The following is a 24,674-nucleotide window of genomic DNA, read 5'->3' as shown; positions in this document are numbered from 1 at the left end:
TCGTTGCCGAACGACGCGGTCTCCGAGGTGAAACGGTCACCGGTGAGCTGCATACCGTCACCCGAGTCCCCCGCGAACCTGATGACCACCCGGTCCAGGCGACGCACTTCCTTGACGCCGGCCCCGGCCGGCAGCGGCCGGGCGTGCTCGATGTCCACCGTCACGCGACTCGTCTCCTTCGGCGTTCCGACGCACGGTCCGGGCCCGGCTGTCCGGCCTCCCCCGTGCGCTGACGGACCGGGACGCTAGAGAGCGGGCCTTGAGGCGGGCCAAAGCGCACGAGGTCACCCGGCGGGACGGACCGAGGACCCCGGCAGGTTCAGCAACGGTCCAGCGGTCCTCCAGGACGAATGGCGACGCTGGGTCGCGGCCGGTGGGCAGTCGGAATCGGTTGTTCCTCTCCTGGTGCCCGGCCGCGGGCGAACGTCCTGCCCGCCTGCACCGCGTATCGGCCGGCCGTCACCCGCTTCCGCTTGAAGGAGCACACATTGGACGCGTCAGTTCCGGCCTCCCGCCGTACCCTTCTCAGGCTCGCCGCCGCGGGCGCCGCGGGCGGTGCGCTCGCCACCGCGCCGCTCCCCGCCTTCGCCCACTCGGGCCGCGGCGAGCGCGGCGGACACCCCGCCGCCCGCTGTGCGCTGCCGCGCACGCTCACCGTCACCGCCCCGAACCTGTACCCGGAGGGAGTCGCCTGGGACCCGACCAGAAAGGCGTTCCTGGTCGGGTCGAGCACCCAGGGCACGATCTCCGTCGTACGCCCGGACGGCTCGGTCACCCCGCTGGTGGCGCCGTTCGCGCAGGTCTCGGTGCTCGGCATCACGGTGGACGCCCGGCGGCGCCGCGTGGTGGCCGCGTACACGGACTACTTCGGCCGGCTGCTGGGCATCGTGGACCCCTCGCTGCCTCCGGTCTCCGGGGTGGGCGTCTTCGACCTGGCCACCGGGGCCGTACGGCACCTGGTGGACGTCTCCGCCGGGGCGCGGACCCCGCGCGCCAACGACGTCGCCGTCGACGAACGCCACGGTGACATCTACGTCACCGACACCGGTGTCGACACCGTGACCCGCGTGAGCCACGACGGCAGGGTCCGCGGGGTGTTCACCGACGAACGCCTCACCACCGCCGACACGGGACCCAACGGCATCGTCCACCACCCCGCCGGGTTCCTGCTCCTGGCCAAGTACGACGGCGGCCGGCTGTTCCGCGTCGACCACCCCCGTTCGGCGCGCCCGGTGATCCGCGAGGTCCGCCTCGACCACCCGCCGACCTCGCTGGACGGCATCGCGCTGCGCCCCGACGGCTCCCTGGTCGCCGCCGCCAACGACCTGTCGCTGTCCGGCGGACGCCAGGGCAGGGACCACGTCGTGGTGCTCCGCTCCACCGACAACTGGCGTTCCGCCCGCACGGTGCAGGACCGCACGTGGCCGTTCCAGGACCCGACGACGGTCGCGGTGACGCCGTACGGCGACTACGTGCTCAGCGGCGGGCTCCGGGAGATCCTCACCGGCGTCCCCTCGGCCACACCCGGCCGGTTCCAGCTGCGCCGCCGCTGAGGCCGCCGCGCGGGGGGCGGCCCGTGCCGGGCCCCGCCCGGCCCCGCCCCCCGCCCGTCCGGCCACCGCACCGACCCCACCCGCCCAGACCTTCCACCGGGAGTCCTTCATGGCACCCCTGCCTCACGACGGTTCACCCCCCGATTCCGCCTCCCCCGTCCGCACCGGGCAGCCGCCCGCCGGACTGTTCACCGCCCTCGCCCGCCTCACCGGCGGCCGGCCCCGTCTGCTGCTCGCGCTCACCGTGCTCCTCCTCGCCGGGGCGGTGGTCCTCGGCAGCGGGGTGGCCGACCGGCTGCGCAGCGGGGGCAGCGGCGGTGTCGTCGACCCGTCCTCCGAGTCCTCGTACGCCGCGGAGATCCTGGAACGCGAGTTCCCCGGCGCCCGCCCCAACCTGGTCCTGCTGGCCCGCGCCGACGCGGGGGTCGACGACGCCGGGGTGGCCCGGCAGGCCCGGGAGCTCGCGGCCCGGCTCGCCGACGAGCGCGGCGTCACCGGCGTCACCTCCTACTGGGACACCGGCTCCCGGGCCCTGCGCTCCGAGGACGGCCGGGAGGCACTGATCGTCGCCCGTCTCACCGGGGACGACCTGGCGGCCGAACGCACGCTGGAGGAGCGGATCGTCCCGCGCTTCGACGGCGGACAGGGCGACCTCTCGGTCAGGATCGGCGGCAGCGTCGCGGTCCAGCACGAACAGCAGACCTTCATCGGCGAGGACCTGGTGCGCGCCGAGCTGATCGCGCTGCCGATCACGCTGATCATCCTCATGCTGGTGTTCGGCAGCGCCGTCGCCGCGCTGCTGCCGGTCGGCATCGGCGTGATCGCGATCCTCGGCACCAACGCGGTCCTGCGCGTGCTGACCTCCTTCACCGACGTCTCCGTCTTCGCCACCAACCTCACCACCGCCCTCGGACTCGGCCTCGCCATCGACTACGCGCTGTTGATCGTGCGCCGCTACCGGGAGGAGCTGGCCCGCGGCCGGGACATGCCCGGCGCGCTCGCCGCCACGCTGAACACCGCCGGACGGACCGTGCTGTTCTCGGCCGCGACGGTGGCCGTCGCGCTGGCCGCGATGCTGGTCTTCCCGCTGTACTTCCTGCGCTCGCTCGCCTACGCCGGGATCAGCGTCGTGGTGCTCGCCGCCGCGTCCGCGCTGCTGGTGCTGCCGGCGCTGCTCGCCGTCCTCGGCCGGCGGGTCGACGCGCTGGACGTGCGCAAGCTCGTACGACGGGGCTCCCGCGGGAAGCGGAACGCGGGCCGGGCCGCCGAGCCCGGAGCGGGCTGGGCGCGGCTGACCGGGTGGGTGATGCGCCGGGCGCCGCTGGTGGCCACCGGCACGCTGGCCGTGCTGCTGCTGCTCGGCGCGCCCTTCCTGAGCGCTCACTTCGGCACCGCCGACTACCGGCAGCTGCCCGGCTCGGCCGAGTCCCGGGTGGTGCAGGAACACATCAGGGACGACTTCCAGGGCAGCCCCACCGGTGTGGTCGAGGTCGTCACCCGGCAGGCCGGCACCGCTGAACTGGGCGCGTACGCGCAGGAGTTGTCCCGGCTCGACGGAGTGCTGCGGGTGGACGCCCCGACCGGGGGCTACACCGACGGCCGAGCCGTCGGCGAGGGGCAGCCGGGCCGGGTCTCCGGGGACGTCGCGTACCTGACCGTCGTGCCCGGCGTGGAGGCGATCTCCGAGGACGGCAAGCGACTCGTACGGGACGTGAGGGCGGTGGACGCGCCCTTCGCCACGTACACCGCCGGGACGACCGCGGCCCTGATCGACAGCCAGAAGGCCATCGGCAGCGGGCTGCCGTGGGCCCTCGCCGTCATCGTCCTCGCCACGCTGGCACTGGTCTTCCTGCTCACCGGCAGTGTGCTGATCCCGGTGCAGGCGGTGCTGCTCAACGCGCTCAGCCTGACCGCGATGCTCGGCGCCGTGGTGTGGGTCTTCCAGGACGGCAACCTGTCCGGGCTGCTGGGCTTCACCCCGACCGGGAGCGTCGAGACGGCGCTGCCGGTGCTGATGTTCTGCCTGGCGTTCGGACTCTCCATGGACTACGGCCTCTTCCTGCTGTCCCGGATCAAGGAGGAGCGGGACCGCGGCCGTGACCACCGGGAGGCCGTCGTGGCGGGCATGCGCGGCACCGGCGGTGTCATCACTGCCGCCGCGCTGGTCCTGTCGGTGGTGATGGTGGCCATCGGCACGTCCAGGATCACCAACACGAAGATGCTCGGACTGGGCGTCGCCCTGGCCGTCCTCATGGACGCCATGGTGATCCGCACGCTGCTGGTGCCGGCCGTGCTGTCGCTCACCGGCCGGGCGAGCTGGTGGGCGCCCGGCCCGCTGCGCCGGCTGCACGACCGGATCGGCATCAGCGAGAGCGGCCCGGCACACCGGGCCCCGGCCCCGGATCCGGCCCCGGCCGACACGCCCGAACCGGACACGCCCGCCGCCCCGGCCCGCCGGGACGCCGAACCGGCCGCCACCCTCAGCACGGCGGCGGGAAAACCCGTCCCCTGACAAGCCCGACACCACCACCGGCACGACCGACGGACCCGAGCCACGACCACGGAGGAGACACACGCCCGGGCCCCGGGCCCGGGCGTGTGCCCCGGCGTTGGGGCGGGTGGGTCCGCCCTCGCGGGTAGGGGCGTACGAGGGTGCGGCTCGGGCGCGAGTGCGGGTGTGTGTCCTGGTCCAGGGGGCGGGTGGGTCCGCCCTCGTGGGTAGGGGCGGTCGAGGCTCCGTATGACGGTGTGGCTCGGGCGTGAGCACGGGCGCGCGTCCCGCCGGTTCAGAGGGCGGGGCAACCCCGCCCCCTGAACCGGCGCGGGTGTGCGCCGCCGGTGCGCGCCGGAGTGCGCCGGAGCGCGGAGTTCGTATGCGGGAGGACCGGTCACGGTCCTCCCGCACTCGCTTTGGCGCCGCGCAAGCCGGCGTCGTTAGTGTCCGGGACGCGCGGTCGGGCGGACACCTGATCGACGGAGCGCGGTCGGCCGGACCACGGGGACCGGCGCGTCCGTGACGAGTCCCCGGCCGTCGCCCAGCCCACACCCGGAGCAGCCGCAGCAGCCGTGTCCCGGCCCGGGCGGCCCACCGCCGTACCGACGCGACACCGAATCCGGGCACCCACGGAGCAGAGGGGGAGCAGTCCGATGACATCCACGCAAACCGCCGGGCCGCGTGCGCGGTCCGCACGCCCGGCCCCGGCACCGGAGGGAGACGCCATGGCCGTCGACACGGTCGTCGTCGACTACGGGGGAGTGCTGACGAACCCGCTCGTCGAGACCTTCGCCGCCTTCGCCGACCTGGCCGGGATCGACGCCGGCGACCTCGCCCAGGCGTTCCTCGCGGCCACGGAGCGCCACGGGGAGACCCCGATGGCCGCTCTGGAGACCGGCGACATCAGCGAGCGGCAGATGGTGGACCGCATCCTGGCCGAACTGCCCGAGGGCTCCGGCCGGATCCTCGCCGACGGGCACGGCTTCGGCGAGCTCTGGTTCCGGGGCCGGCGGCCCAACGAGCCCTTCCTCGCGTTCCTGCGCTCCCTGCGCGCCGCCGGCTACCGGCTCGCCCTGCTCACCAACAACGTCCGCGAGTGGGAGCCGCTGTGGCGGGCCCAGATCCCCGCGGACGAGCTGTTCGACGTCGTCGTGGACTCGCACCGGGAGGGCGTGCGCAAGCCCGACGCCCGGATCTACCGCCTCCTGCTGGAGCGGCTCGGCACCACCGCGGAGCGCTGCGTGTTCGTCGACGACACCGAGGAGAACTGCCGGGCCGCGGAGGAACTCGGCATCCGTTCCGTGCGGTTCACCGACACCGCCGCGGCCGTCCGGGAGATCACCGGCCTGCTCGGCTGCCCCGCGGCGGCCCCGGCCGGGGCGACGACGGGAGCCGCGCGATGACCGCACCGGTCCTGATCGTCGGCGCCGGGCCCACCGGGCTCACCGCCGCCTGCGCCCTGTGGGACCTCGGCGTCCCCTGCCGCGTCGTCGACCGGCGCCCCGGCCCCGGCACCGCCCCGAAGGGGCTGGTGCTGTGGAGCGGCGCGCTGGAGTGCCTGCGCCGCCTCGGCGTCTCGGAAGCACTCGCCGACGCCGCGCTGCCGCTGGCCGGGGCCTCGTACTGGTCGCGGGGCCGGCGCACCGGCGCCGTGCGCTTCGGGAAGCTGGAGGACACCGCGTTCCCGGGCCCGCTGTGCGCACCGCAGCCGGTCACCGAACGGGCGCTGCACGAGCGGCTCACCGAACTCGGCGGCACCGTCGAGTGGGACACCGAGGTGCTGTCGGTGACGGTGGACCGAGGCGGCCCCGCCGAGTCGGCGACCGTCACCCTGCGCTCGGCCACCGGCGAGCAGACGGTGACCGTGCCCTGGCTCGTCGCCGCCGACGGCGCCCGCAGCCTGGTGCGCGACAGCGTCGGCATCCCCTTCGAGGGGCACACCTTCGACCGTACGTTCCTCATCGGGGACGGCCGTCTGGACGGCGCCGGCGCCGAGGCCGAGGTGCAGCACCACATCACCCCGGACGGTGTGCTGGTGATCGTCCCCCAGCCGGACGGCCACCGCGTCTTCTTCGACACGGAACCCGACGGACGGACCGCACCGCCGTCCGTGGAACTGCTCCAGCGGCTCCTCGACGAACGCGGGCCGGGCGGACTGCGGCTGTACGACGTCCGGTGGTCCAGCCGCTTCCGGGTGCACGCCAAGGTCGCCCCGCGGTTCAGGGAAGGCCCCGTGCTGCTGGCGGGCGACGCGGTGCACGCCCACACCACGGCCGGCGGCCAGGGACTCAACACCGGTGTCCAGGACGGCTACGACGTCGGCTGGAAGCTCGCGGCGGTGGTCCGCGGCTGCGACCCGGCCCTGCTCGACAGCTACGAGGCGGAGCGCCGCCCCGCGTCCGTCCGGGCGGTCAGGAACGGCGACCAGCAGACCCGCATGTGGCTGCTGCGCAACCCGCTGGCCCGGACCCTGCGCGACACGGTGATGCGGGGACTGTCCGCCGCCGGCCTGCTCGAGAAGAAGGCCCTCCCGGTGCTCGCCCAGCTCGACCTGGACCACTCCGGGAGCCCGGCGGTCGCCGACCTCGCGGGCGCCGCGGCCGCCCCGCGCGCGCTGCGCCCCGGCCGGCGCGCCCCCGACCTGCCGCTGGCCCCGGTGCACGCGACGACGGAGACGTCGCTCCACGCCCATCTGGCCGCCGGCCGGCACACCCTGCTGGTGTACGGCGACGGCGAGGCGGGACGGCGGGCCGCGCGGGCCTGGACGGCGCTCCGGGAGCGGGGCGCCGAGGACACGGCGCGGGTGCTGTGGATCCGGCCCGCGGACACGGGCGGCGGTGACGTCCCGCCGGCCGGCGCCGGATTCGCCGTCGTACGGGAGACGGACACGCGGGGCGGGGCGCGTGCCCCGTGGTGCGCGTACGTACGGCCCGACGGCGTCGTCGCCGCCCGGTCGGGCGCGGACGGCCTCGACGCGCTCCTCGCCCGCGTACCGTCCCGTCCGCCCCTCGCCGCTCCGGCACCGGCCGTCCGGCACTGACGCGCCCCGCCACCGAACTTTCCGGAAGGACCCACCATGCACATGCCCGCATCCACGCCCGTGTCCACCGTCGAGCCGGACACCTCCGGGCGGAACACCGCGGAGCCGGCCACCGCACAACCCGACAGCCCCGAGGTGGAGTTGAGCTACGACGCGACCGTGCCCCGCTCCCTGGTGCACAGAGCGTCGATAGCCGAGGTGTTCGTCACCGACTCCGCCCGCACCGGTGAGGACACGTTCGTCGTCGCCGCGCAGCTCCCGCGCGGCCATCTGATCGGCGAGAACTCCCCGTTGTACGACTTCACGCTGCTGGTGGAGGTGGTCCGGCAGGCCGGCGTCCTGATCGCCCACCGCCATCTGGAGGTGAACCTGGAGTCCGTGTTCGTCTTCCGCAACCTGCGCCTGCGCACCGTCGCCTTCGAGCCACTGCGCATCGGCCGGCGGCCGGCCGACCTGCGGGTGACCGTGGACGTACGGGCCCGGCGCAACCGGGCGGGACGCGTCCAGGGGTTCACCTTCACCGGGGACGTACTGGTCGACGGCCGCCCGGCCCTGACGGGGGAGGGCGGACTGCTGATCCTGTCCCGGGCCGCCTACCGCACGCTGCGCGGCCGGCGACGGGTGCCCGACCACCCCGGGTTCCTGCTCCCGCGCTTCACGGCCGCCGAACCGGCGGCCGTGGGGCGCAGGGACGCCCGCAACGTGTTCGTCACGCATCCCGTCGCGGAGGGCGAAGAGGGCTCCTACAGCGCCCAGTTGGTGGTCGACACCGGCCATCCCCACGTGTTCGACCACCCGTTGGACCATGTGCCGGGCCATCTCCAGATGGAGGCCGCGCGTCAGCTGGCCGTCGCCTCCGTGGCCCGGCGGCACGGCGTCGACCCGTACAGCCTGGTGGTCGCCTCCATCACCACCGACTTCACGGACTACGCGGAACTGGACCGGATCACCCGGCTGCGGGCGTCGGTCGAGAACTTCCGCTGGGACGAGGAGCTGGGCACGTTCGTCACCGCGGTTCCCGTGGAGGCGGTCCAGGAGACGACGGTCACCACCGCGATGCGCCTCGAAGTCGCCCAGTGGGTTTGAACTTTCAACGAAGCTACGTGTCGCGCTCCCCTGCGATCCCTCGGTCCCGTAATATTCCAGCCAAAAGGCATCGGTAGCGGATCCGAGCCCAACGGGGGAGCGCATTGATACGCATCCTGCTCGCCGAGGACATGCACATGGTCCGCGGAGCCCTGGTTGCCCTGCTGGCCCTGGAGGATGACCTGCGAGTGGTCGCGGAGGTCGAGCGCGGCGACGTCATCGTCGGCAGGGCACTCGACTGCCGCCCTGACGTCGCCATCATCGATGTGGACCTGCCGGGCCTGGACGGACTGAGCGCGGCGCGGCTGCTGGCCGAGCAACTGCCCTCGTGCCGCACGCTGATCCTCACGAGCCTCGGCAGGCCCGGGACGCTCCGCAAGGCGCTCGCGGCCCAGGTCGGCGGCTTCCTGCTCAAGGACGCGCCGCCGGACCGGCTGGCCGACGCGGTGCGTCAGGTGGCGGAGGGCAAGCGGGTGATCGACCCGCAACTGGCCCTGGCGGCCTTCGACAACGGGGAGAACCCGCTGAGCCCGCGTGAGATGGAGGTGCTGCGGATGGCCGCGGACGGCGCGGAGGCCGCGGAGATCGCCGGTCAGCTGTTCCTCTCCGTGGGGACGGTGCGGAACTACCTGACGACGGTCGTCACCAAGCTCAACGCGCGCAACCGGGTCGACGCCGTCAGACTGGCCCGGGGGAACGGCTGGCTGTGAGGGCGCGCCGGCCCCCGGCGTGCGCGGCCGGCCCCCGGTTTTCACGGGTCGGCCCCCGGCGTTCGCGGGCCGGCCCGCCCGGCTGAACGGGCGTGCGCTCAGCCGGAATCGCGGGAGGGGAGCCGCAGCGGGGCCTCGGCCCGCAGGACGAACCGGCCGGTCTCGTCCACCCCGGAGGAGAGCCGGCCCCCGATGGACGTCAGCCGGTACTGGAGGTTCTCCAGGCCGCTGCCGTCCGGGGCCGCCGACAGGTCCCAGCGTCCTGAAGTCCCCCGCTGCGCCCCGTCGTTGGAGATGACCAGGACCAGCTCCTCGGAGGTGGTGGTCCAGCTCTCGATCCGGCAGTTCTCCGCCTTGCTGTGGCGCAGCAGGTTGGTGATGGCCTCACGGAGCACGGTGGCCATGATGGTGTCGATCTCCCCCTCGGGCGGCTCACCGCGCAGCTCCGTGGTCACCTGGATCCCGGCCGCCTCCAGCACCGAACCCGCCGACACCGCCTCGGCGGCCAGGGACATCTCCCGGTAGCCGCGGGCCACCGTGCGCACGTCGGACAGGGCCTGCCGGGAGATCTCCAGGATGCCGGTCAGCTCGTCCAGCGCGCGGTCGGGATGCCCGCCGACGAGACGGCAGGCGAGCTCGCTCTTGAGGGTGATCGCCGACAGGCTGTAACCGAGCAGGTCGTGCAGGTCGCGGGCGAACCGCAGCCGCTCCTGGGTGACCGCCAGCCGCGCGAAGTCCTGCTGGGCCTCCTGCACTTCGAGCACCAGCTGGGAGAGCTTGCTGAGCCCGTACACGATCAGGGCCGTCAGGGTGGTCGACACGGCGATGTACACGGAGTCGACGGGATCCATGCCCAGCAGCGGCCCGGTGCCGCAGGCCGCCGCGACGACGAGCCCGAACAGCGGCCAGGCGACGGCCGGCCGGAGCACCAGCAGCACCGAGGCGCCGAGGAATCCGGCCATCCCGCCCCAGCCGAACCCCAGGGCGAACAGCGGCAGATAGGTCAGCAGCGCCTGCAGGGCGAGGCTCCACTTGCCCCAGCGCTCGCGGAACCGGCGTAACCGGTAGGCGGTGTGCACCAGTTGCAGCAGGAAGATGAGGCCGAACCCGAGGGCCGAGGCGACCAGGACGAGCGCTCCGGGCTCGGCGTCCAGGATGTTCAGGAAGCCGACCAGGACGAAGCCGCACTCGACGGTCAGAACGAGACTCAGGGCGAGCCGGGGCGGCGGGGCACCGCCCCCCAGCACGCGCATCGCCGCCGAGAGCACGGGAGCGTCACCGGAACCCGCACGCGATGGCTCGACCGGGGTTTTCCCGAATCCTCTGCCCGAGGGCGATCCGGCCAGCTGCATGCGTGCTCCCCCACCCCGAGATCAGCTCAGGGCCACAGTCTAGGGAGTGTGCATGAATTCGAAAGCTTGAATGGGGAATTCATGAACGAATAACGGGTGCCCCGGGGAGGTCCCGCGGCCGCCGCTCCGCACGCCGGGTGCCGAGCGCGAACCCGCCGACGCCGGGCTCGACCCGCCAGTCCGTGCCGGTGGTACGGGCCGCCAGTTCGACGTCCCCGCTGCCCAGCGCGCACGGCGCCAGACCCATCGCGGTGGCGATCAGATACATGTTCTGGGTCACCGCGCCCACGTGCTTGAGCGTCAGGGCGTAGGCGAGACCGCTGTACTTCCACGACAGGCGGTGCAGGCGCGAGGTGATGGTGAAGACCACCGAGGGCGGCTCGGCCAGTCCGGCCACGATCCGCGCCTCCTCGAGCCGCTCCGACACCGCCGGCTCCTTCTCGGCGTCGCCGATCCGGATCAGGCGGTGCTCCAGCGGCGCGTAGTAGTGGATGCCCGGCGGGACACCGGCGCAGTCCCGGACGGTGAGGTAGAACTCCAGCTCGTAGGCGCGGCCACCGCTCGGATAGGGACGGTCGGTGTACGCGTCCGGGGGCAGGCCGTCGCCGCTGTGCTCGCGCACGCCGCGCACCCGCAGCGCCCGGTAGAGGAACTCGCCCAGCGCGGCGGCGGTGAGCCGGTCCGTGCCGTAGGACCGGATGCTGCGCCGTTCCTCCAGCACGGTGGTCAACGGCGGATCGGCCGCCGCCACCTCGCTCAGCGAGGGCTTCGGCAGGTCCGTGCGGGGGCCCTCCGGGAGGGGTTTGACCGGGGGAGAGGGAGGCATGACCTCGGCGAGCGGATAGGTGGCGCCGAAGTCGGCGTCGTGCCGGCCCAGTGTCGAGCGGCTGTGGAAGAGCAGGTCCACGGCGGACCAGGTGCGCAGCGCCGGATCGCGGTCCTCGGCGAAGTCCGGGACGGCCGGGCCGCCCGCCGGCGCCTCCTCCTCGCCGGTGCGCGCGGGGACCACCATGCCGGTCGCGACCAGCAGGGTGATGATCTCCGAGACCGTCTGGACGGTCAGCGGCACGCCCGCCGCGACCTCGTCGACGGTGACGGGACGGCCCAGCATGCCGATCACCCAGGAGGCCTCCGGGCCGTGCAGCACCACCCGGTGCAGCGAGGTGGGGGACTCCAGGACGAAGCCCTGCCCCTCACTGCGCAGGAACGCGAACCGGGACAGCCTCACCGGATGCCGCCGCCCGACCGGGACCGGCCGGCAGCGGGCCGCCGGGGCGATCGGGACGGCGGACAGCAGCAGCCGGTCGGCCCCCTCCAGGGTCAGCGAGCGCACGACCATGTGCTGCAACCGGTGCAGTACGGCCAGGATCTCGGCCTTGGAACCGGCGGCCGGGCCGACACCGAGCCCGCGCGGAGCGCGGTCCGGGCCGGCCGGCACCAGCTCGGCCGCCACGTTCGTCAGCGAGATCGGACCGAGGCTCATCCGGCGCAGCGCCTCGCGCACGGTGGGGCCCACCCCGCGCAGCCGCACCTCCCCCCATCGCCCGGAGAGCAGGACGGAACCGGTCGCGTCGCTCGTGTCGACCAGGACGTCCTCGCGGAGCGACCAGAGGGAGACACAGCGCCTGACGTCCGGAGCACCGGGGACCACGCCGGACGGGCTCTCGGCTGACATGGGAACTCCTGAGTGGGGGTGTGGTGAAACGGCGGTGGGGGCGCCGCGGGGACTCGGATGAACAGAGCTCGGATGAACAGGGCTCGGGCGGACGGGGATCGGACGGACAGGGCTCGGGCGGACGGGGATCAGACGAACAGGGGTACGGGATTGAGGGCGTCGTACGGTGTCGGCTCGGGCAGCCGGCCCAGCCGCACCGGCACGTCGAACAGCCGGCCCGGGGCGAACCGGGCCCAGAAGTGGCGCAGGCCCGGCACCACCACCCGGACCACCGGAATGCCGATGTCCGGCCTGGTCTGGTCGAGGACCAGCAGCTCCATGCCGTGCTCCCGCAGCAGCTCCACGGCCGCGTCGACGTCGTCCCTGAGGTCCGGGCGGTACCGGTGGACGAAGTCGGCCGTGCCGCGCTCCGGGCGCGAGCCGTCGGGCAGCAGATGGGGCTGGTTGCGCACGGTCGCGCCCCACCACCAGCCGAGCAGCTCCGCCGCGGTGGAGCCGTAGCCGGTGCCGTCGCGCCGGGCGTCGGCCACCACCGGCAGCAGCTGGTTCATCTCCGTCAGCGCGCGGCGCAGCGCGACGGCCGGGTCGAAGTGCGCGCCGAACCCCAGCATGATGTCCTCGGCCGGTTTGTCGGTGCGCCGGGACAGGGCCGCGAACACCGGCACCCCGAGGTCGGAGGTGAGGTCCAGGACCCACACGTCGCGGTTCAGGGTCCGGTAGACGTCCAGCAGTTCCTCCGTCCAGGCGTCGCCGAAGCCGCCGGGTCCGGTCAGGCGCACACCGGGCTGGCGGGTGCGGTTGTACCACCACAGCGCCACCGCGTCCCGTTCGACGAGTTCCAGGAACCCGTGCAGGATCGCGTCCTCCGGGCTGCTGCCGGCGGCGCAGCCGTTGGAGTCGGCGCGCAGCGAGCGCCGGCCGGCCACCGCGGGCACCGTCCCGTCCGCCGGGCCCGGGTAGTAGAGCATCCCGGTGGGCAGCAGCCGCTGCCGCCGCTCGGTGAGCGACCAGACCGGGGTCCAGTCGGCCGGGGCCAGGTCGTCGAAGGGCTCGGGAACCTGGTGGAACGAACTGTTCAGGGCGTTCCACCGTTCACGGTCGCGGAACTGCCGGGGATCGAACAACTGGCAGGCGTCGGGGGACAGGGCCACCTCGCCCAGGCCGCGCAGACTGTCCCGGACCCGCGGCTCGTCCCCCTGGAGGGTGCCGCTGTAGCGCTCCAGCGCCTCGCACATCGCGCTCACCCGGGCGTCCAGCGCGGTGGCTCCCTTGCCGCCGCTGACCTGACGCAGCCCGGCCCGCAGCCGCTCCAGGTCGCTCCCGCCGACCGCGGGGTTGCGACCGGCCAGATAGCAGTGCATACCGGCCGGGGCCCTCGGGTCCCGGCGGATCTCCTCGATCACCCCGGTGACCGGGCTGACCAGGTGCCGGTAGCTGTCGTGGACGTCCTGGGCGGAACAGGCGCGGTGGCCGCCGGCGCCGTACGGCGCCTTGGGCCGGGAGACCACGGTCACCGGGCGCCGCACCTGCTCGGCGACCAGACCGGGGTCGCCGCAGTCCGGGCACTGGGGACGGCGGCGCAGCTCGTGGTGACGGGTCGTCAGGGTGAGGGTGTCCAGGGTCAGTACCGAGGTCTGTCCCGGATAGCGGTAGCCCGCCAGCCACTTCGCGGCCTCCAGCGCCGCGAGTTCGGCGGCCGCGGTCACGGAGCAGGACAGCCGGGCGGGGGGACGGGGCACCGGCCCGGTCAGGCCGAGGGCCCGCCGCACCGGTGCCTCGTTGGTCCGGTGCCCGCGCAGCCGGTGGGCCAGGCAGGACCAGCAGGGGCCGGAACCCGGCCGGAACACGGGGCCGATCCAGGCCGCCGACCCGCCCGGCCGGACCAGCAGCCAGGGCCGCCCGGTGACCTGGTGGGCGGCGTCGATCTCGCGCAGTCCGGGGTTCAGGTAGTCGTCGCAGACGACGACGGACAGCTGGGCGGCACCGGCGCGCACGCCCTCCTCCGCCCCGTCGCCCCACAGGTCGCCGCCCGCCACCGGCAGCCCGGCGGCCCGGCAGGCCGCCAGCACGCCGTCGGCGCTCGCGTCGCCCACGGTCAGCACCCGCAGGGCGGCCGACGCCAGCCCCTCGAGGGCCTCCGTGCCGTCCAGACCGGCCAGCTCCCAGTAGGCGCGGGCGGCACTGCCGGCCGTGTCGGCGCGGGAGCCGGCCCCGGCCGCGGCGTACCCCACGAGACCGGCCTGCGCCAGCCGCGCGATCATGCGGCCCGCCTGCTCGGCCGGGATCTCCGGAGCGGCCTCGCGCAGCACCGACGGCAGGTCCCGGGTGCCGTCGAGCAGCGGCACCAGGGCTTCCACCCGGCCGCCCTGGAGCGCCGTGACGCCCCGGTCGGACAGCAGGTACGCGGCGTCGTCGGCGACGACCTCGGCTCTGAGATGGCTGCGGAAGCCCACGCACCGTCCGGTCGAGGCGGCCGGTGCGCGCGCGGGACGCTCACCGAAGACCGCGGTCACCGTGCGACCGCCCGGTCCCCGGCCGTGGTCAGGGCCTGCTCCGGCGCCGGGTCGTCCGCCGCCCAGCACAGGCAGCCCGCCGCGTGCGCCAGGGGCGCGGGACGCGAGAGCTCCTCGATGGACAGCTCCTCCATCGGGTTCTCGGGCAGCGCCGGGGGCTCCTGGCCGGGGGTGAGCGTCACGCCGAACTCGGCGAGCACCGCACGGGCGTCGGCCCGGTAGCGGCTGGCCAGCTCGGGGTCCAGCCAGGCGCAGGCGACCAACTCGACGAACCGGGCTTCCTCACCGGCCTGGAGACCGGCCTCCATGACACCGTCCGCGCCCGGCGTGATCTGGGGAACGGGAAAGATTCCTTCGTACACGTCGCCCTCCGCGTGAGACCTGACTGGATGTCCGACTGGAATTCCGAAGCCGTCGTGATCGGCCCGGCGGACAGAATTGTTCGATTACGGGAGGGGGTGAGGACAGTGTTCCGTTCACGGCTCTCCCGTGAATCCGTCATGAGGCGCCCCGTTGACGAATCACACCGGGGCGGTGAGCGGCTCACTGGGACCGCGAGGCCGGCCGTGCCATCGTGGAGCGCCCGAAGAAACCATGCGGTCGGTGGGAGGAGAACCGATGGAGATCCGGGTCCTGGGGCCGTTCGTCGCCCGACTCGAGGGCATGTCCGTGGTGCCCAGCGCGGCCAAGCCGCGCCAAGTACTGGCCCTGCTGGCCCTGCGTCCGGGACAGGCGGTGACCGTCTCCACGCTGCTCGACGAACTGTGGGGCGACGCGCCGCCGCGCACCGCGCCCGCCACCCTCCAGACGTACATCCGCCAGCTGCGCCGGATGCTCGGGCAGGCCCTGGGGCCGGGCGCGGTCCGCGGGCCCAAGGACGTGCTGTGCACCCGCTACGGCGGCTACGCGCTGGACATCGCGCCGGCCGAGGACGCCACGGAGTTCCAGCGGCTGTGCGAGGCCGGCCAGACGGCGCTGCGCGAGGGCGCCGCGCCGGAGGCCTCCCGGCTGCTGCACCGGGCCATGGCGCTGTGGCGCGGAGCGGCCCTCGCGGACGTGCAGACGGGGCGGGTGCTCGAGGTCGAGGCGTTGCGGCTGGAGGAGATCCGGCTCGGCGCGCTGGAGGCCAGGGTCGAGGCCGATCTGCGGCTCGGCCGGCACGCCGCGCTGCTGGGCGAACTGACCGCACTGGCCGCCCAGCACCCCCTGCACGAGACCGTGCACGCCCAGTTGATGCTGGCGCTGTACCGCTGCGGACGGCCGTCCCACGCGCTCGGTTCCTACCAGCGGTTGCGCCGCACCCTGGTCCGGGAGCTGGCGATGGAGCCCTCACCGCGGCTCCAGCGGCTGCACCAGGCGATCCTACGGGCCGACCCGGGGCTGGAACTCCCGGACACGGCGCCCTCCGGCGGCGCGGTCCTGTCCGCGGCGTACCTGGCTCCCGCCTCCGCCTGATCCCGGCACATCCGCCCCGCTCCGTCCCCGGTCCGTCCCCGGTCCGCCTCCCGGTTGCCGCGTTCCGCCCGTTTGGCCCGCCTTAAGCGCCGCTGCCGACGCTGGGAGCAGCGCGGGCCGCGGTCACCACCCGGCCACCGCGTACCGAGAGGAGAACGGGGCACTATGACGCGATATCTGAGGCGTGGTGACGCGGACCGGGAAGGCCGCCTGAGCATGTTCTGCTTCCCCTACGCGGGAGGCGGCGCCTCCGCCTACGCCGGATGGCAGCGCCGCCTGGGGGACGCGGTGGAGGTGCTGCCGGTACGGCTCCCCGGCCGCGAGGCCCGTATGGCGGAGCCGCGCTTCACCGATCTCACCGCCCTCGTGGCGGACCTGGACCGGGAACTCGGCGAGGAACTCGACCGCCGCCCCCATGTGCTGTACGGGCACAGCATGGGGGCCCTCATCGCCTTCGCGCTGGCACAGCACCGCCGGGCGCGGGGCGCACGACTGCCCCACGCGCTGCTGCTCGGGGCGCACCGGGCCCCGCATCTGCCGGCCCCGCCGATCATCCACGGCTATGTGTCGGACGACAGTGAACTGGTGCGCGGGCTGGCCATGCTGGGCGGTCTGCCCCGGGTCCTGCTGGACCGGCCGGACTGGCTGTCGGCGCTGCTTCCCGTGGTCCGCGGCGACCTGATGCTGTGCGCCGGCGCCCCGGAGGTGGACCGCACCCCGCTGCCGGTCCCGCTGCACACCTTCGCCGGCGCCGAGGACCGGCTCGTCACCGTCCCGGAGGTGCGGGCGTGGGACGCCTACACCAGCCGGGGGAGCGAGACCGTGGTGGTGCCGGGGGGCCACTTCTTCATCCGGGACCAGGAGACCGTCTTCCTGGACCGCCTCGCCGAGGTTCTCGACCGCTACGCCGCCGCACCGGACCTGGTCCTGGTGGGGGCCTCGGGAGACTGACACCCGCGACACACGGACGGCCGCCTTCCCGGTACGAGGGGGAGGCGGCCGTCCGGCGTCCCGGGCCGGTGACGGGGCGCTCCGGGACCGTCGGCGGAGGCGGGGTCAGTTCCGGCGCACCGGTCTCGCGCCGGGCGCGGTGACCGGCGCGGCGTTCCGGACGGTTCCGGCGACGGGCGCGGGAGTGGTGTTTCGCGTGGGCCGGGAGTGATGTGCTGGACGGTCAGGGGAGCGGTGTCCTGCGCGGTCAGGGGAGCGGTGTTTTGCGCGGGCCGGGAGTGATGTGCTGAGTGGTCAGGGGAGCGGTGTCCCGTGCGGTCAGGGGAGTGGTGTCCCTCGTGGGCCGGTCGGTCGCCGCCTGCGCGGAGCCGGCGGCCGCCGGCGGCACCGGGGACGAAAGGCCCCCGCGGCCGGGGATCAGCAGGGCGGCCAGGACCGCTCCCGCCGCCACCACCGCCGCCGCCACGGTCAGGCCCGCCGCCGCGGCCTGGTCGAAGCCCGCCCTGGCCGTCGCCGCGATGGCCTGCCCCGCGGTGCCGCCGGTGCGTTCGGCGAGTTCGAGGGCGCTCCGAAGCGTGTGGGCGGCCGGCTCCGGCAGACCCGTCCCCGACACCTCCCGCGTGTAGCCGGCGGCGAGGACGCTGCCCACCACGGCCACCCCCAGCGCGTTGCCGAACTCCTGCATCGTCATGTCCAGCGACCCCGTCGCACCCGAACGCTCCGGCGGGACCAGGGACATCACCACGTCCGTCGTCGGCCCCATGGCCAGCCCGAAGCCGACCCCGGCCAGCACCAGCCCGCCGAACACCGGCGGATAGCCCCCGCCCACCCGGGCCAGGACGAGGATGCCCGCCGCCCCGGCGGCCAGACCGACCGCCACGCTCCCGCCCGGCCCGACCCGGCGCACCACCGCCGGGCACACCAGCGTCCCCAGCAGGACCGCGAACGCCACCGGCATCACCGCGAGCCCCGCCCTCAACGCCCCGTACCCGAGGCCGAACTGGAGCCGCTGCGTCAGCACGAACAACGTCCCGGCCAGGCCGAACATCAGCAGCAGGATGCTCACGCTCGCCCCGATGAACGGCCCCCGGCGCAGCAGCGCGAAGTCCACCATCGGGTGGGAGTGCCCGCGTTCCCACAGGGCGAAGCAGACACCCCCGACGGCGGCGACGGCGAACCCGGTGACCGGCCCCGGGGCGGTCCAGCCGTGCTTCGCCGCCTGGATCGCCCCGAAGACCAGCCCCACCATCGCGGCCGTACCGAGCAGCGCGCCGACCGGATCGGGCCGGCGCGGTGACCGGTCGCGGGACTCCGGCAGCAACAGCGCCCCGGCGACCAGGACCACGGCCACCGGCACCAGGTTCACCAGGAAGATCGACCCCCACCAGAAGTGGCCGACCAGCGTCCCGCCGACCACGGGCCCGGCCGCGACGCCCAGCGCCGAGGAACCGCTCCAGACACCGATCGCCCGGGCCCGTTCGCCCGGCGGGAAGACGTCGACGAGGACGGCCAGCGTCCCCGGCATGATGAACGCCGCGCCCAGTCCCATCAGCACCCGCGCCGCGACCAGCTGGCCGGAGCCGTCCGCGCTCATGCCGACCACCGAGCCCACGCCGAAGACGGCGGTGCCGAGCAGGGTGGCGCGCTTGTGGCCGTACCGGTCGGAGAGCGTCCCGGCGGTCAGCAGCGCACCGGCGAGGGCCAGCGCGTAGCCGTCCACGATGAACTGCATCCGGCCGATGTCGGCGTCCAGCGAGCGCATCATCGAGGGGATCGCCACATTGAGCAGGCCGTTGTTGAGCACGATCGCGAACAGCGCGAGCGAGAGCACGCCGAGGATCCACCAGCGGCGGGGATCCGCGGTCTCGGCGCTGGGTGTGAGTCGGTCCTCCGTCATCGCGGCGGTTCCTCCGTCGTCCGGGGTGAGTACGTCGGCACGTGGGCCGCCCCACCGTCCCGGAGCCCCCTGAAGGCGTACTTGCGGCACGCACCCAGGCGCCCGCCGCTCAAGCCGCGCTACAGCCCCGCTCCATACGGTCACGCCGGCGCCGTCCTCGAGCGAGCGGCGGCGAACACACCGAAGGGGGTGCCATGGAGGTCCCGGCACGGCTGCGGCAGGCCCGCTCCGCACTGCTGCTGATCTTTCTCGTCCACGGCGCGGTCTTCGCTCTGCTGGTCACCCGCATCCCGGCCATCCAGGATCGGTACGCCCTCAGCGACACCGCGCTCCCCATGTTCCTCGCCGCCGTACCGGTCCTCGCGGGGGCCGGCAGCGTCACCGCCGCACGGGTGGTGCGCCGGCTGCCCGCACCGGTCCTGGTGCGGATCCTCCAGCCGGCGCTCTGCCTGACCCTCGCCGGGGTCGGCGCGGGCAGCGCCCTGTGGCAACTCACCGTCTGCCTCGCGGTCTTCGGCCTGCTGGTGGGGGCCATGGAGGCGACCGTCAACATGACCGGCGTGGGGCTCCAGCGCCGCCACGGCCGCAGCATCATGCTCGGCTTCCACGCCGCCGCGAGCCTCGGCGGCATCCTCGGCGCCGCGCTCGCCTGGGCGGGTGCCACCTGGGACCTGTCCCTGTTCACCCTGTTCGCGGGCTCGGTGGCGCTGCTGCTGCCGGCCGCCGTGGCGGCGGGCCCGTACCTCACCAGGGGATACGCCACCGAAGCGGCCGAAGCGGCCGGACCCGCCGCGCGCCCCGGCGGCCGCGACTCCGGCATCCCCTGGAAACCGCTGCTCCCGCTCTGCATGGTGATGGCCGTGTCCGTCGTCGCCGACTCCACCGCCACCAACTGGAGCGCCAAGTTCCTCGAGGACACCCTGCACAGCTCCGAGGCGATGGCCACCGTCCCGTACGCCCTCTACATGGCGGCCACCCTGCTGGGCCGCGGGCTCGGCGACGGCTGGGTGCAGCGCTGGGGAGCGGCCGTCGTGGTGCGCACCGGGGCACTGCTGGCGGCGGCGGGCTGTGCCACGGTCGCCGCCGCGCCGGAACCCTGGACCGGCGCGTTCGGCTTCGCCCTGCTCGGCGCCGGCCTGTCCGTGATCCTCCCGCAGGTCTTCGTGGCCGGCGCCCAGCACCTGCCGGGATCCCCCGACACCGCCGTGGCCCGCATCAACCTCTTCAACTACGTGGGCTTCCTGGTCGGACCGCCCCTGATCGGATCCGTCGGGGCGGCCGTGTCGTTCCGCGTCGCGCTGTGCGTGCCCCTGGTCCTGGTCCTGTGCGTCCTGCCCGTGGCCCGCTCGCTCGCCCCGCCCGCCCCGGCCCGCCCCACCGCGGCACCTCCGCGGCAGGAGGCGGCGGCGTCCCCGACCACCACGGGCTGACGACGCGCCCTCCGCCTCCCACGCCGCCCCGGCCGCCCCCCCGGCAGCCGGGGCGCACCCCTGCCCGCACGCCCACCACCCGCCGCGGCCACCCGCTATGGCCCCCGCGCCGGCCCTTTTAGCCGGGCCAAAGCCCCAGGGCCGACGATCCCCGCAGGGCGGACCCCCGGACCCTCCGTACGCGCGTGTCCGGCGCACGGACGTCCGCGGGGTGAGCCAACCGACGATGGGAGAACCATGCGCTGGGAAAGCGTCTACGTGGCGGGGACGGGGGCTTGGCTCCCCGAACCGTACTCCGCCCGCGCCGCCGTGGAGGCGGGTGAATACGACCCCGAACAGTACGAAGCGGACGGCCTGCTGTCCGTCCGGGTGGCCGGCGAGGACGTCGCGCCACCCGACATGGCCGTCCAGGCGGCCACCACCGCGCTCAAGCGGTCCGGCACCGACCCGGAGACCGTACGGCTGCTGCTGCACAACTACGTCTGGTTCCAGGGCCAGACCATGTGGCCGGTGGCGTCCTACGTCGCCGACCACGCCGTGCACCGCGCCGTGCCGGCGTTCGAGGTGAAGCAGGAGTGCAGCGCGGCGATCGGCTCACTGGACCTCGCCGCCCGCCACCTGACCACCGAACCCGGACCCGCGGCGGCCGTGCTCACCACCGCCGACCGCTTCGCCGCACCGCTGATCGACCGCTGGCGGGCCGAGGAGGGACTGGTCTACGCCGACGGCGGCACCGCGCTGGTCCTCTCCAACCAGGGGGGATTCGCCCGGGTGCTGTCGACGGCGACACGGGCCGACAACCGTATGGAGGCCCTCGCCCGAGGAGCCGGGCTCACCCCGCGGCCCACCCAGGAACCGTACGACCACGCCGCCCGGTTCGCCCACTACCTGCGCGCCCAGGGCAACATCCGGGAGGCCGCCGAGCGGCTCGTCGCCATGGTGACCGGGGCGATCGACGACGCCCTCGCCGAGGCCGGCACCGCACGCGAGGACCTCGCCCGGGTCGTCATCCCGACCGGCGGCCGCAGCAAGATGCGGTGGCAGGCCGAGCAGCTGCTGGGGGTACCGGAGGAGCGCACCACCTGGGACTTCGGCCGGCGCACCGGCCACCTCGGGGCGGGCGACCAGTTCGCCGCCCTCAACGACCTCGCCGAGAACGGCGCGCTGCGCCCGGGCGACCGCGTACTGATGCTCTCCGCGGGCCCCGGCACCGCGGGATGCGCCGTCCTGGAGATCCTCAGCACACCGTCCTGGTCGTCCCAGGACACCGACCCGCAGACCCCGGAGGTGCGGCGATGACCGCGACCGCGCTCGCGTCCGTCCCCGCGACGGCCCTGATCGACAACGCCGTCGGCACCGACACCGCCCCCCGCGTCGACAACGCCGCCGAGGCGCTGCTGACCGCGGCCGTCGCCCGCCGCCCCGACGCCCCGGCCGTACGGGACCGCTACGGCGCCTGGACCTACGCCGAACTCGACGCCGCCGCCGACTCCTTCGCCCGGATCCTGGACGGCCACGGCGTCCGCCCCGGCGACCGGGTGCTGGCCCGCGTCGGCAGCGTCCGCGAGTTCACCGCCCTGCTGTACGGGACCTGGCGGCGAGGAGCGGTCCTCGTCCCGATCAACCCCGGCATGAAGGCGTTCCACCTGCGGGCCGTGCTCGCCGACTCCGAGCCCTCGCTGATCGTCGCGGAGGACGCCGAACGCACCGGCGCCGACGGCCTGGACTGGCCGGCCGCGCTCCCGGTCCTCACCATCGGCGACCTGGACCTGTCCGGACCGGCCGACCCGGCCGCCCGCACCGAGCGCGAGGTCCCCGCCGACCGGCTCGCCCTGCTCATCTACACCTCCGGCAGCACCGGACTGCCCAAGGCGGTGGCCTGCCCGCACGGCCCCGTCGCGTTCGCCGCCCGCGCCATCCAGCAGCGGCTGGACTACCGCCCGGACGACGTCGTGCTCACCGCCGTCCCGCTCTCCTTCGACTACGGCCTCTACCAGATCATGCTCAGCGCCCTCGCCGGCGCCGAACTGCTCCTGTCGGGGCCCGCCGACCACGCCCGGCTGCTGGGCTTCGCCCGCGACCACGGCGCGACCGTCGTCCCCCTCGTGCCCTCGCTCGGCGAGCTGCTCGTCCGGCTCGCCTCCCGCGACCCGAGGCCCACCCGCGTCCGGCTGTTCACCAACACCGGCGCCGCCCTCAACGCCCCCCTCATCGCCTCCCTGCGGGAGGCGTTCCCCGGCTCGTCCGTGGCCCCCATGTACGGCACCACCGAGTGCAAGCGCATCACCATCCTGGAACCCGACGGCGACCTGGCCCGCCCCGGCTCGGTCGGACCCGCGCTGCCCGGCACCGAGGTGCTCGTCCTCGACGACGACGGCCGCCCGCTGCCGCCGCGCGAGACCGGCGAGCTCTGCGTGCGCGGCCCGCACGTGATGGCCGGCTACTGGCGCGCCCCGGAGCAGACCGCGCTGCGCTTCCGGCCCGCCCCGGACGGCGGCCCGGTCACCCTGCACACCGGTGACTACGGCTGGCTCGACGAGGACGGCCACGTCTACTTCCAGGGCCGCAAGGACGACCTGTTCAAACGGCGCGGCTCCCGGATGAGCTCCGTCGAGATCGAGGCCGCCGTCCTGGACATCGACGGCGTACGGGAGGCGGCGCTGCTCGTCCCGGACGGCGACCGCGACATGGTCCTCTTCGTCGTCGGCGAACGGGACGCGCTCACCGCCGAGCAGGTGCTGGCCCGCCTCGGCGACCGCCTGGAGGCCGCCAAGGTGCCCGACGAGTGCCACGTGCTGGACGCCCTCCCGCTCACCCCCAACGGAAAGACCGACCGCAAGGAGCTGCGCAGGCGGCTCACGGAGGGCACCGATGGCCACTGACCACGACCACGCCGAGCACCCCACCGACGCCCCGGCCCTGCGCCGGCTCGTGGAGCGGTACGGCAGCCCGCTCTACGTCTACGACCTGGCCCGGGTGCGGACCGCGCTGGAGGACCTGCGCACCGCCCTGCCCCAGCCCTGCCGCATCTACTACTCGCTCAAGGCCAACCCCCACCCCGCCCTGGTCGCCGAACTGCGCCGGGGCGGCGCCCGCGCCGAGGTCACCTCGCGCGGTGAACTCGCCGCGGCCCTGGAGTCCGGCCACCCGGCGGCGGAACTGATGTACTCCGGCCCCGGAAAGGTCCGCGCGGAACTGGACGAGGCGATCACGGCGGGGATGCGCACCTTCTCCGCCGAGTCCTTCGGCGACCTCGAGCGGATCGGCGCCGCCGCCGACGCCCAGGGCGTCACCGCCGACTGCGTGCTGCGGATCAACGCCGCCGGCGCGCCCGGCCAGGCCGGACTGCGGATGACCGGCGGCCCCTCCCAGTTCGGGTTCGACCTCGACGACCTCGCCGCGCACAAGGCCCGGCTCCTGGTCAAGGGCACCCGCATCGTCGGCATGCACTTCTTCCCGCTCACCAACGCCCGCGACGAGGAGAGCCTCCGCGCCGAACTGGCCCAGAGCGTCCGCACGGCCGCCCGCCTCAAGGAGGAACTGGGCATCCCGCTGCACCTCCTCGACCTCGGCGGGGGCTTCGCCGCCCCGTACGCCACCCCCGGCGAGCGGCCCGTCTACCGCGGGCTGCGCACCGCCCTGGCCGGTGTGCTCGACGAGCACCTGCCCGGCTGGCGGAACGGCGAACCGGTGGTGGCCTTCGAGTCCGGACGCCACCTGGTCGGCGACAGCGGCCTGCTGGTGACCACCGTGACCGACGTCAAGAACAGCCGCGGCACCACGTACGCCGTCCTCGACTCCGGCATCAACCACCTGGGCGGCCTCTCCGGCCTGGGCCGGCTGCTGCCCCTGAAGGCACAGCCCCTCGACCCGGTGGCGGCCTTCGAGACCTCCGCCCGCGAGCCGGAGCGGGACGGGGACGAGGGGCCCGCCACGATCACCCTCACCGGCCCGCTGTGCACCCCGGCCGACATCCTCGCCCGCGCCGCCGAACTGCCCGGGGTGCGCCCCGGCGACCTGCTGGTGTTCCCCAACGTCGGCGCGTACGGACTGTCGGCGAGCCTGCTCGGCTTCCTCGGCCACCGGGCCCCCGCCGAGGTCGTCGTCGACGGCCGCGACACCGTCTCCGCCACCCGCCTGGCCCTGCGCCGCGACACCGTGGCGCCCCGCACCGAACCCGCTACGGAGGACACCACCGCCATGACCGACGCCACTGCCCCGGCGGCGAACGCCGAACCGGCCGACGGGACGACCGTGCCCTGGGACGAGACGTACGAGGCACTGCTGCACGGCGCCCTCCCGAGGCTCGCCGCCAAGGGCCCGCTGCGCCCCGACACCAGCCTCAAGGCGGCGGGACTGGACTCGCTCGCCATGGTCGAGGTCCTGGTCCGGGTGGAGGAGGCGTACGGGATCTCCGTCCCGGACGACCAGCTGGTGGCCGACACCTTCGCCACCCCGGCCGCGCTGTGGGGCGTGGTGTCCGCCCTGCGGGAGCAGTCCGTCGGATCGGCCTGAGCC

General features: G+C 74.5%; 17 protein-coding genes. 12 read left to right on the top strand and 5 right to left on the bottom strand.

The window, feature by feature from the left end; genetic code table 11:
- The first annotated feature begins 488 nt into the window (after nt 1-488).
- The 6 genes from ACH5AO_RS25930 (at nt 489) to ACH5AO_RS25905 (ending at nt 8,883) form a co-directional block, all read left to right on the top strand.
- Nucleotides 489-1,553 carry an SMP-30/gluconolactonase/LRE family protein gene (locus ACH5AO_RS25930; RefSeq protein ID WP_398928564.1) on the top strand — a complete coding sequence of 355 codons (1,065 nt, stop codon included), beginning with the start codon at nt 489-491 and terminating at the stop codon, nt 1,551-1,553.
- A 109-nt stretch (nt 1,554-1,662) separates the two neighbouring features.
- On the top strand, nt 1,663-4,065 hold the full coding sequence (locus tag ACH5AO_RS25925) for an MMPL family transporter (RefSeq protein ID WP_398928562.1): 2,403 nt from the start codon (nt 1,663-1,665) through the stop codon (nt 4,063-4,065).
- Nucleotides 4,066-4,772: 707 nt separating this feature from the next.
- Nucleotides 4,773-5,450 carry an HAD family hydrolase gene (locus ACH5AO_RS25920; protein ID WP_398928560.1) on the top strand — a complete coding sequence of 226 codons (678 nt, stop codon included), beginning with the start codon at nt 4,773-4,775 and terminating at the stop codon, nt 5,448-5,450.
- Entirely contained in the window at nt 5,447-7,087 is a 1,641-nt protein-coding gene (locus ACH5AO_RS25915; protein ID WP_398928558.1) for an FAD-dependent monooxygenase, read from the top strand. The genes ACH5AO_RS25920 and ACH5AO_RS25915 overlap by 4 nt, the downstream gene beginning before the upstream one ends.
- A gap of 42 nt (nt 7,088-7,129) precedes the next feature.
- Entirely contained in the window at nt 7,130-8,173 is a 1,044-nt protein-coding gene (locus ACH5AO_RS25910; RefSeq protein WP_398928556.1) for a ScbA/BarX family gamma-butyrolactone biosynthesis protein, read from the top strand.
- A 104-nt stretch (nt 8,174-8,277) separates the two neighbouring features.
- Nucleotides 8,278-8,883, top strand: coding sequence for a DNA-binding response regulator (locus ACH5AO_RS25905; RefSeq protein ID WP_398928554.1), 606 nt, complete (start codon nt 8,278-8,280; stop codon nt 8,881-8,883).
- 98 nt (nt 8,884-8,981) lie between these two features.
- Here ACH5AO_RS25905 and ACH5AO_RS25900 read toward each other — a convergent pair whose 3' ends face one another.
- The 4 genes from ACH5AO_RS25900 to ACH5AO_RS25885 all read right to left on the bottom strand — a co-directional run bounded on the left by ACH5AO_RS25900 (nt 8,982) and on the right by ACH5AO_RS25885 (nt 14,785).
- Nucleotides 8,982-10,136 (bottom strand): sensor histidine kinase, encoded by a 1,155-nt coding sequence (locus ACH5AO_RS25900; RefSeq protein ID WP_398928551.1) that lies wholly within the window; start codon nt 10,134-10,136, stop codon nt 8,982-8,984.
- 178 nt (nt 10,137-10,314) lie between these two features.
- Nucleotides 10,315-11,910, bottom strand: coding sequence for a SagB family peptide dehydrogenase (locus ACH5AO_RS25895; protein WP_398928549.1), 1,596 nt, complete (start codon nt 11,908-11,910; stop codon nt 10,315-10,317).
- A gap of 128 nt (nt 11,911-12,038) precedes the next feature.
- Nucleotides 12,039-14,423 carry a TOMM precursor leader peptide-binding protein gene (locus tag ACH5AO_RS25890; protein WP_398928547.1) on the bottom strand — a complete coding sequence of 795 codons (2,385 nt, stop codon included), beginning with the start codon at nt 14,421-14,423 and terminating at the stop codon, nt 12,039-12,041.
- The gene (locus ACH5AO_RS25885) at nt 14,420-14,785 is read right to left on the bottom strand and encodes a TIGR04351 family putative TOMM peptide (RefSeq protein ID WP_398928544.1); all 366 of its coding nucleotides are present in this window, start codon (nt 14,783-14,785) and stop codon (nt 14,420-14,422) included. Before ACH5AO_RS25885 ends, ACH5AO_RS25890 begins: the two co-directional genes overlap by 4 nt.
- A gap of 256 nt (nt 14,786-15,041) precedes the next feature.
- On the opposite strand from ACH5AO_RS25885, the gene ACH5AO_RS25880 reads away from it, so the two are divergent.
- On the top strand, nt 15,042-15,878 hold the full coding sequence (locus tag ACH5AO_RS25880; RefSeq protein WP_398928542.1) for a BTAD domain-containing putative transcriptional regulator: 837 nt from the start codon (nt 15,042-15,044) through the stop codon (nt 15,876-15,878).
- A gap of 165 nt (nt 15,879-16,043) precedes the next feature.
- Nucleotides 16,044-16,829 carry a thioesterase II family protein gene (locus ACH5AO_RS25875; RefSeq protein ID WP_398928540.1) on the top strand — a complete coding sequence of 262 codons (786 nt, stop codon included), beginning with the start codon at nt 16,044-16,046 and terminating at the stop codon, nt 16,827-16,829.
- A 247-nt stretch (nt 16,830-17,076) separates the two neighbouring features.
- Here the strand turns inward: ACH5AO_RS25875 and ACH5AO_RS25870 are convergent, their stop codons facing one another.
- On the bottom strand, nt 17,077-18,726 hold the full coding sequence (locus tag ACH5AO_RS25870; RefSeq protein ID WP_398928538.1) for an MFS transporter: 1,650 nt from the start codon (nt 18,724-18,726) through the stop codon (nt 17,077-17,079).
- Nucleotides 18,727-18,920: 194 nt separating this feature from the next.
- Here ACH5AO_RS25870 and ACH5AO_RS25865 point away from each other — a divergent pair, with 194 nt between their 5' ends.
- The 4 genes from ACH5AO_RS25865 (at nt 18,921) to ACH5AO_RS25850 (ending at nt 24,671) form a co-directional block, all read left to right on the top strand.
- On the top strand, nt 18,921-20,156 hold the full coding sequence (locus tag ACH5AO_RS25865; protein ID WP_398928536.1) for an MFS transporter: 1,236 nt from the start codon (nt 18,921-18,923) through the stop codon (nt 20,154-20,156).
- Nucleotides 20,157-20,393: 237 nt separating this feature from the next.
- On the top strand, nt 20,394-21,455 hold the full coding sequence (locus tag ACH5AO_RS25860; RefSeq protein WP_398928534.1) for a ketoacyl-ACP synthase III family protein: 1,062 nt from the start codon (nt 20,394-20,396) through the stop codon (nt 21,453-21,455).
- Complete coding sequence (locus ACH5AO_RS25855; RefSeq protein ID WP_398928532.1) at nt 21,452-23,038, top strand: class I adenylate-forming enzyme family protein; 1,587 nt, start codon at nt 21,452-21,454, stop codon at nt 23,036-23,038. Before ACH5AO_RS25860 ends, ACH5AO_RS25855 begins: the two co-directional genes overlap by 4 nt.
- On the top strand, nt 23,028-24,671 hold the full coding sequence (locus ACH5AO_RS25850) for a phosphopantetheine-binding protein (RefSeq protein WP_398928530.1): 1,644 nt from the start codon (nt 23,028-23,030) through the stop codon (nt 24,669-24,671). The genes ACH5AO_RS25855 and ACH5AO_RS25850 overlap by 11 nt, the downstream gene beginning before the upstream one ends.
- Nucleotides 24,672-24,674: the final 3 nt, after the last annotated feature.

This window comes from Streptomyces sp. NPDC018964 (genome assembly GCF_044390325.1).
Classification (GTDB): Bacteria; Actinomycetota; Actinomycetes; order Streptomycetales; family Streptomycetaceae; genus Streptomyces.
The sequence above is the reverse complement of the archived record's forward strand: the minus strand, read 5'-3'. Positions and strand labels throughout refer to the sequence as shown.

What these genes read in the sequence shown, in the direction of transcription:
- ACH5AO_RS25925 (WP_398928562.1), top strand. Translation starts at nt 1,663, where the DNA reads ATGGCACCCCTGCCTCACGACGGTTCACCCCCCGATTCCGCCTCCCCC.
- ACH5AO_RS25920 (WP_398928560.1), top strand. Translation starts at nt 4,773, where the DNA reads ATGGCCGTCGACACGGTCGTCGTCGACTACGGGGGAGTGCTGACGAAC.
- ACH5AO_RS25915 (WP_398928558.1), top strand. Translation starts at nt 5,447, where the DNA reads ATGACCGCACCGGTCCTGATCGTCGGCGCCGGGCCCACCGGGCTCACC.
- ACH5AO_RS25910 (WP_398928556.1), top strand. Translation starts at nt 7,130, where the DNA reads ATGCCCGCATCCACGCCCGTGTCCACCGTCGAGCCGGACACCTCCGGG.
- ACH5AO_RS25900 (WP_398928551.1), bottom strand. Translation starts at nt 10,136, where the DNA reads ATGCGCGTGCTGGGGGGCGGTGCCCCGCCGCCCCGGCTCGCCCTGAGT.
- ACH5AO_RS25895 (WP_398928549.1), bottom strand. Translation starts at nt 11,910, where the DNA reads ATGTCAGCCGAGAGCCCGTCCGGCGTGGTCCCCGGTGCTCCGGACGTC.
- ACH5AO_RS25880 (WP_398928542.1), top strand. Translation starts at nt 15,042, where the DNA reads ATGGAGATCCGGGTCCTGGGGCCGTTCGTCGCCCGACTCGAGGGCATG.
- ACH5AO_RS25875 (WP_398928540.1), top strand. Translation starts at nt 16,044, where the DNA reads ATGACGCGATATCTGAGGCGTGGTGACGCGGACCGGGAAGGCCGCCTG.
- ACH5AO_RS25870 (WP_398928538.1), bottom strand. Translation starts at nt 18,726, where the DNA reads ATGACGGAGGACCGACTCACACCCAGCGCCGAGACCGCGGATCCCCGC.
- ACH5AO_RS25865 (WP_398928536.1), top strand. Translation starts at nt 18,921, where the DNA reads ATGGAGGTCCCGGCACGGCTGCGGCAGGCCCGCTCCGCACTGCTGCTG.
- ACH5AO_RS25860 (WP_398928534.1), top strand. Translation starts at nt 20,394, where the DNA reads ATGCGCTGGGAAAGCGTCTACGTGGCGGGGACGGGGGCTTGGCTCCCC.
- ACH5AO_RS25855 (WP_398928532.1), top strand. Translation starts at nt 21,452, where the DNA reads ATGACCGCGACCGCGCTCGCGTCCGTCCCCGCGACGGCCCTGATCGAC.
- ACH5AO_RS25850 (WP_398928530.1), top strand. Translation starts at nt 23,028, where the DNA reads ATGGCCACTGACCACGACCACGCCGAGCACCCCACCGACGCCCCGGCC.